The 6,904-nt window shown below is 66.7% G+C and carries 6 protein-coding genes; 3 read left to right on the forward strand and 3 right to left on the reverse strand.

Going from position 1 to position 6,904, the window contains the following annotated elements; genetic code table 11:
- Nucleotides 1-123: 123 nt before the first annotated feature.
- Nucleotides 124-918, reverse strand: coding sequence for a class I SAM-dependent methyltransferase (locus ON20_RS13290; protein WP_040835678.1), 795 nt, complete (start codon nucleotides 916-918; stop codon nucleotides 124-126).
- A gap of 149 nt (nucleotides 919-1,067) precedes the next feature.
- Between ON20_RS13290 and ON20_RS38855 the strand changes: the two genes are divergently transcribed.
- From ON20_RS38855 to ON20_RS38865, 3 genes are read left to right on the forward strand one after another with little or no spacing between them, the layout of a single operon-like run.
- The gene (locus ON20_RS38855; RefSeq protein ID WP_245547213.1) at nucleotides 1,068-2,279 is read left to right on the forward strand and encodes a DUF4158 domain-containing protein; all 1,212 of its coding nucleotides are present in this window, start codon (nucleotides 1,068-1,070) and stop codon (nucleotides 2,277-2,279) included.
- Complete coding sequence (locus ON20_RS38860; RefSeq protein ID WP_245547214.1) at nucleotides 2,279-2,431, forward strand: hypothetical protein; 153 nt, start codon at nucleotides 2,279-2,281, stop codon at nucleotides 2,429-2,431. Before ON20_RS38855 ends, ON20_RS38860 begins: the two co-directional genes overlap by 1 nt.
- The gene (locus ON20_RS38865) at nucleotides 2,431-4,113 is read left to right on the forward strand and encodes a Tn3 family transposase (protein WP_245547217.1); all 1,683 of its coding nucleotides are present in this window, start codon (nucleotides 2,431-2,433) and stop codon (nucleotides 4,111-4,113) included. The genes ON20_RS38860 and ON20_RS38865 overlap by 1 nt, the downstream gene beginning before the upstream one ends.
- A 9-nt stretch (nucleotides 4,114-4,122) precedes the next feature.
- Here ON20_RS38865 and ON20_RS13300 read toward each other — a convergent pair whose 3' ends face one another.
- Together ON20_RS13300 and ON20_RS13305 are read right to left on the reverse strand one after the other, a co-directional pair.
- Nucleotides 4,123-5,835 (reverse strand): hypothetical protein, encoded by a 1,713-nt coding sequence (locus ON20_RS13300; protein WP_040835680.1) that lies wholly within the window; start codon nucleotides 5,833-5,835, stop codon nucleotides 4,123-4,125.
- A gap of 46 nt (nucleotides 5,836-5,881) precedes the next feature.
- Nucleotides 5,882-6,811: a tyrosine-type recombinase/integrase gene (locus ON20_RS13305; protein WP_051162380.1), complete on the reverse strand. Its 930-nt coding sequence runs from the start codon at nucleotides 6,809-6,811 to the stop codon at nucleotides 5,882-5,884.
- Nucleotides 6,812-6,904 lie beyond the last annotated feature (93 nt).

The following is a 6,904-nucleotide window of genomic DNA, read 5'->3' on the forward strand; positions in this document are numbered from 1 at the left end:
CGCTCCACAGACCCTGTCCGACATCTGAATTCTTCGAGAGGAACGGTCTGCATCGCTTATGCCGGAGAAATTCACCTACCGCACCGTGGGCGGGAAGACGCTCGGCCTGCCGAAGATCGACCCCTACCGGGCGGGTGCGGTGGCCGCCGGCGAATACATCAACGGCAGGCGTGCGGACCCGGTGGGATAGCGGAAACGCGTGTCTTCTTCGACGAGGGTGTCGAAACGCCGGAACGGGATCATATGGTGTTCGTGGACGAACTCGAGCCGCAGACCGGCGGCGGTGATCGCGCTGAGGATGTCGCCGAACGTGTGGTGCCATTCGGTGGCGATGTTGTGCGCTGTCCGGGCCTCCCGATCGGCGTATGAGCCAGGCGATTCGTAGGACTGCGGCTCGCGGGCGAAGTAGTCGCGTGTGACGGTGGTACCGCTCTCGTCGTCGAGAACATCGGTCAGGGGATGGAACTCGGACAGGTAGAGCCGGCCATCCGGACGCAGCAGGCCCGCGACGGCCCGCGCCCAGCGATCGATGTCGGGCAACCACATGAGGGCTCCGGTGCCGGTGTAGACGAGATCGAACGCGTGGGCGCCCAGTACATCGACGGCGTCGTAGACATCGGCGGTGACGAAACGGGCGCGATGCGCCAGACCGGTCTCGGCGGCGAGGTCGGTCGCCGTCCGAACGGCCGTCTCGGAGAAATCCAATCCGCTGACGCGGGCGCCGCGGCGTGCCCAGGACAGGGTGTCCAGGCCGATATGGCATTGCAGGTGAGCCAGGTCGAGGTCGGTGACGTCACCGACCTCGTCGAGCTGGAATCCGTCGAGGGGCTCGGCGCCTGCACGGAATCCGGCGAGGTCGTAGAACGCGCTCGACGCGTTGATCGGAACCCGTTCGTCCCAAAGCCTTCGGTAAACCATTTTCGTCTGGTGATGCCGGTGGGGGTCCGTCGCTTCCACGAGAGAGCCACCGCCCGGCCCTACACCGGGGGTCGAGGCTCATCCGGGAGAAAAGTCACGCTAAGCAGACGGGCTGAATCTTGTTGTTGAGCTGGTGGTTTCATGTCGGCGTGATTGATGCGGGTGTGCCCGGGTACGGGCGTTTCGGTGTGTTGTCCCGGGTGGAGTTGGAGCGGTTCTGTTATCTGGATGATGCGGATCGGCAGTTGATCGCGGCGCGGCGCCACGATTACAACCGGCTCGGGTTCGCAGTGCAGGTGGTGACAGTCCGATACCTGGGAATGTTCCCGGCCGACCCGGTCGATGTGCCGGCGGAGCTGGTGGCCTATCTCGCCGAACAGTTGGAGATCGGTGACCTGTCGTGCCTGGGTGAGTACATGGTGCGGCGCACGACGCGGTTCGAGCATCAGGCCGAGATCGCGGCCGAATACGGGCTGGTGGGGTTCGCCGAGGCGGAAGCGGAGCCGGCGGCATGGATCGCCGATCAGGCGTGGATCACCGGTGACGGCCCGAAAGCGGTTTTCGAGGGCGCAGTGGCATGGTGCCGGGCCCGCCGCGTGTTGTTGCCCGGGGTGACGATGCTGGAGAAGCTGGTCGCGGCCGGTCGGGAGGCGGCCGAGCAGCGGTTGTGGGCGCAGCTGGCCGGGCAGCTCTCGCCGTCGGTGGCGGGGGTGTTGCTGGGGTTGTTGGAGGTGCCGGCGGGTACGAAGCAGCGGGTCAGTGAGCTGGATCGGCTGCGTAAGGGGGTGTTCCGGCCATCGTCGAAGGGGATGCTCGCCGCGCTGGAGCGGGTTGGGGATCTCGCGGTGGCAGGGGCATATGGGGTGGATGTGTCGGCGGTGCCGCCGCGGCGGTTGCTGGGTTTGGCTCAGCACGGCTTGTCGGGCAAGGCGACGCAGTTGCGGCGGATGAGCCGTGAGCACCGGCTGGCGGTCTTGGCGGCCACGGTGTCGGTGTTGAGCGCCCGCGCCGTCGATGACGTGCTGGAGTTGTTCGACTTGCTGATGACCACGGAGTTGTTGTCCAAGGCCGAGCGGGAGTCCAAGGAGGAGAAGCTGCGCCGCTATCCGCAGGTCTCGCGGAACGCGGTCAAGTTGGCCGAGGCGGTGCGGGTGCTGCTGGAGATGGTGGAAATCGATCAGGGCATCGAGCTGGGGGTGGTGTGGGATCTGATCGAGGCGAAGTCACCGGTACCGTGTTGCGGTCGGCGGTCGCGGTCATCGATGAACTGGTCCCGCCCGGAGACGCCGAACTCGACGGTCAGCGCGCGGAGGAGCCGGCCGGGCGGTTCGCGACCGTGCGGCCGTTTCTGCCCCGGTTGATGCGCGGCCTGGTCTTCGGAGCGGCCTCGGAGGGTGCGCCGGTATTGGCTGCGATGCGCACCCTGGCCGAACTGATCACGGAAAAACCGGGCAAGAACCGGGCAAGCCCGGGGCGCGGTGGCTCGATGCCCGGCGGGTCGATCACGACCTGATCGGCGGGGCGTGGTCCCGGCTGGCGTATCCGGCGGGCCGTCCGGCCGAGACCGTCGATCGCGCGGCCTACACGTTTTGTGTGCTCGAGCAGTTCCACCGCCATCTCAAGCACCGCAACATCTTTGTGGAATCCTCGTCGAAGTGGCGTGATCCCCGCGCGCACCTGCTGGCCGGAGCGAGCTGGGACACCGCTCGCGAGGCCGGGCTCAACGCACTCGGTCTACCGCCGGAACCGTCGGTGATGCTCGCCGACCATGCCGAGGCGCTGGATACCGCCTACCGGGAGGTCGCGGCGCGGCTCGATGGTGATACCCCGGCCACGGTCGCCGACGACGGCAAACTGCACGCCGCCACGCTGACCGCGGTGCCGGATCCGCCGAGTCTGACCGATCTGCGGCGGCGGGTGGAGGCGATGCTGCCGCGGATCGATCTGCCGGAGCTGGTGCTGGAGGTGATGTCGTGGCATCCGGGGTTCACCGAGGCGTTCACCCATGCCTCCGGAAATGCCGCCCGGGTCGCCGATTTGGGGTTGTCGGTCGCAGCGGTGCTGTGTTCGCACGCGATGAACGTCGGGTTCGGGCCGGTGACCAGCCCCGGGGTGGAGGCATTGACCCGCGACCGGCTGCACCACGTCGACCAGTCCTATCTCCGGTTTGACACCCTCGCGGCCGCCAACACCGCGTTGGTCGAGGCCCAGGCGCGGATCCCGCTGGCCAGAGCATGGGGCGGTGGGCTGGTCGCCAGCGTGGACGGGTTGCGGTTCGTCGTGCCGGTGCGCACTATCCATGCCCGCCCCAACGCGAAGTACTTCGGCCGCAAACGCGGGATCACCTGGTTGAACATGATCAACGACCAGGCCGCCGGCCTCGCCGCCCAGGTACTGTCCGGTACCCCGCGCGATTCGCTGCACGCTGTGGATGTGGTGTTGCGTCAGCAGGGTGGACCGGTGCCGGAGGCGATCATTACCGACACCGGTTCCTACAGCGATATCGTGTTCGGGCTGCTGCACCTGCTCGGCCGCCAATACCGGCCGCAGCTGGCGAACCTGCCCGACCAGAGGTTGTGGCGCATCGACCCTTCCGCCGATTACGGGCCCCTGAACAAGGCTGCTCGCGGTCGGATCGATGTCGAGCGGATCGGCCGGCATTGGGAGGACATGTGCCGGATCGCGGTCTCGATCCACACCGGCGAAGTGTCCGCACACGAGGTCACCCGGATGATCTCCCGTGATGGGCAACCCACCTCACTCGGGCACGCTGTCGCGCATTTCGGGCGGATCTTCAAGACCCTGCACGTGCTGCGGCCGGCCGACGACGAGCCGTATCGCCGCGAGCTCAAAGCCCAGGCCAATCTCACCGAGGGCCGCCACGATCTGGCGCGGCGGATCTTCCACGGCCGCAGAGGCGAAATGACGCGCGCCTACTACGAAGGCATGGAGGATCAGCTCTCCGCACTCGGGCCGGTGCTGAACTGTGTGGTGCTGTGGAACACCGTCTACATGGACCGTGTCCTGGCCGAACTGTGCGTCCAGGACTACCCGGTTGACGACGCGGATGTGGCCCGGTTGTCACCATTCGTGCGTGGCCATATCGGTATCGATGGGCATTACAGTTTCTATCTGCCCGATCTCGGCGGAACGCACCGGCCGCTGCGCGATCCGGAAGCCGCCGACAGCGAGTGAGTTTCCTGCTCAGGACTCGTCGATGACTTCGACACGATGGTTGTCGATGATGTGCCCGTTCTCGTCTTCGATGCGGATGGCTTCGATGCGGGATTTGACGGTGGGATGCACGCCGTTCATGAAGTGCATCTTCAGCTCTGGCGGCTTGCCGTCTACCCAGTACTCGCGGTTCATATGGGAGATGGCGAGCTGTTTGCGGGCTTGTGCTTCGAGCTCTTTCTGGCTCGATCGCTGGGCGTCGGGATCATTGGTTTTCACTTCATGCCAGGTGCGGCCCTGTTCGGTGACGATATCGACCTCGCTGGCCATACGGGTGCCGGTGGGGGTGCTTACATCGACCAGCGGGCCGAGATCGTGAATGTCGTCGAGTTTGGCGGCCATCCGGATTTCGCCATCGTATCCGCGGAGGTTGGCTTCACGTCCCTGCAGTGCGGCGTCGTTGATCGTGCGACGGGTGACGGTTTCACCTCCTGTGGTTCCGGCGCGCACCGTCTCGGATAGGCGTGAGATGTTGTCGCGGAGGGCGTCGATTCCTTCTTGCCAGCGGGCGGCGCCTTTGTCTGCCAGTTCTGGTGACCTCTCCAGCAGGGTGTTCAGCCGGTGTTGGGTGGTGTCGAGGTCGGCGTGCATGGCGTCGAGGCGATCGCGGGCCGCGCGGAGTTCGGGTTCGGGTACCGGCTGATGTTCGTATCGGTGGATCTCGGCGAGCCGGTCGGCGATATCGACGCCGGCGCGGTCGGCTGCGCCGCGCATCTTTTCGAGCCATTGGTTGGTGTTGTTCGCGGCGACGCTGTCGATCATCCGCTGCGCCTTCGGTGTTTGGGTGAAGGCTTCGGTGTCGCGTTGAGCAAGGCGGTCGGCGACGTGTGGGGGGAAACCGTCGCGCGTGAATTCAGCACGTCGTTCGAGCAGGGTCTCACGGTAGGTGTTGGCCATGGGTTGCTGCCGGTACTCGTGGTAACGCTCATGAAGCAGTCTTGTGGCTCGGTCGACAGCACGGGGATCGGCGCCGCTGTTCTCGAGCCGGGCGAGCGCCTGCTTGAGTCCCTTGGGCAGTGAGGTGTCCTGTTCGGCCCGTGACGTGAGCCGGGCCAGTGCGTCATCGACCGATCCCGCCCGGGTCCGCGGTGAGGTCGCGATCTCGCGAAGCACGGGGGCGAGTTCGATGTTGTCTGCCCATTCGGTGGTGCGGGCTGCGGCATCGCGGCTGATCAGGTGCTGGGCACGCTCACTGCGCAGATAGTCGTCGACCTGGCTTCTGGCGGTGGTTTCGGCTGCGTCTGCGGTCTCACCGCGGTCGCGAAGTTCGCGGGATCTGTTGTTGAGGAATTCTTGCCGCAGGGTCCGTTCCCGTACCTGCAATTGCTGCTGATATCTGTCCAGCACCGCGCGCTCGACCCGGGTAGCGGTCCCAGGGTCCACTCCGCTCGCGTGGATCCTGGCCAGCAGCCCTGTTACGTTATCGGGAACTCCGTGGCGATCACCGGCGCGACCCTCGTGCGCCATCGGCGGATCCAGTCGCCGGATGCCGGCTTCGATCTGTTCGCGGCCGTCGTGCTCGGCGTCGTCGATCCTCCTTCGTACCCCACGCACCTCCTCCGCGAGATCACCCAACGTGTCGTGCAGATGGGGACCAGCCCGGCGACTGAGCAACCTGACCATGGCGTCGCGCATGCTCTGGAGCAACTCACGTCCCGCTTCGCTCAGGGGTGCCCCACTCATCGCAGACCCCGGCCGATGGCACCAGGCACGAAACCCACTGCCAGGATCACCGCCGCCGCGCGGCAGGGTCGCTGCCGGCCTGATACCGGCGTAACCCCTCGTCGGACACCCGCGCGTACTTGGCGAGGCTGCGCACCGAGGTGTGCCCGCCCAATTTCATCAGCACCGGGGTCGACGCACCCTCCTCGGCCGCGTGGGTCAGCCGCGAATGCCGCAGCTGATACAGCGTATAGGGGCCGTCGTCGTAACAGGCGGTGTGGACCTCGAACAACTCCGCCGCCCGCCGGTAGGACAAGCGGGCCCGCCCGGTGACCGGGTCGACGTCGCCCAGAGCCACCGACGAGCGGGCCTTACGGTCGGTGAGGAACACCGGCCCGCGACGCCGGCCCGCCAGCACCCGCGGCAACAACCGCGCAGTGCCGGTCTGCCACGCGATCACATCCCTGGCCCCGCCTTTGCGTGTCACCACCGCGCACCGATTCGCCGTGTCCAGGTCGGGAACATCCAGCGTCAGCACCTCCTCCGCGCGCGCGGAGGACTCGTAGAGCATGTGCCACAACACCCGTTCCCGCAGCGGCGCATCCGATCCCAGGATCTCGGCGACCCGATCCCGGCTCAACGCCTTGCTGGTGTCCGGCGGCGCGGGCCGCGCCCGCAACCGCGCCAGCGGATCACCCGCCAGCCAGCCCTGCTCACGCCAATACCCACACGCCGAGCCCAGCGCCGTCAACCGGATGTTGAACGTCTTGGCCGACTTGGCGCCCCACACGAACGTGAACCAGCCGCCCACCCGGTCCGGATCGGTATCCAGCTGTGCCACATCGGTATCCGCGCCGAAATCGGCGACGAGGCGATCCAGCGCCGCCGCGTAGGTGGCACGGGTGTTCGGCACCGTGATCGTGCCCAGATAGATCCGCACCGCATCGGCCAGCCGCACACCACACACTGCGGCCGGAAGCACATGGACCCGCCCCATCCCTGACCTCCCACGCGCTACCGCAGATAGTTTCCCGAGTCGACTCCGCTTGAGCGGTGCATCGCGCCAGGACGACTCCGAGATTACCGCACA

Source organism: Nocardia brevicatena NBRC 12119, from assembly GCF_000308495.1.
GTDB classification, from domain to species: domain Bacteria; phylum Actinomycetota; class Actinomycetes; order Mycobacteriales; family Mycobacteriaceae; genus Nocardia; species Nocardia brevicatena.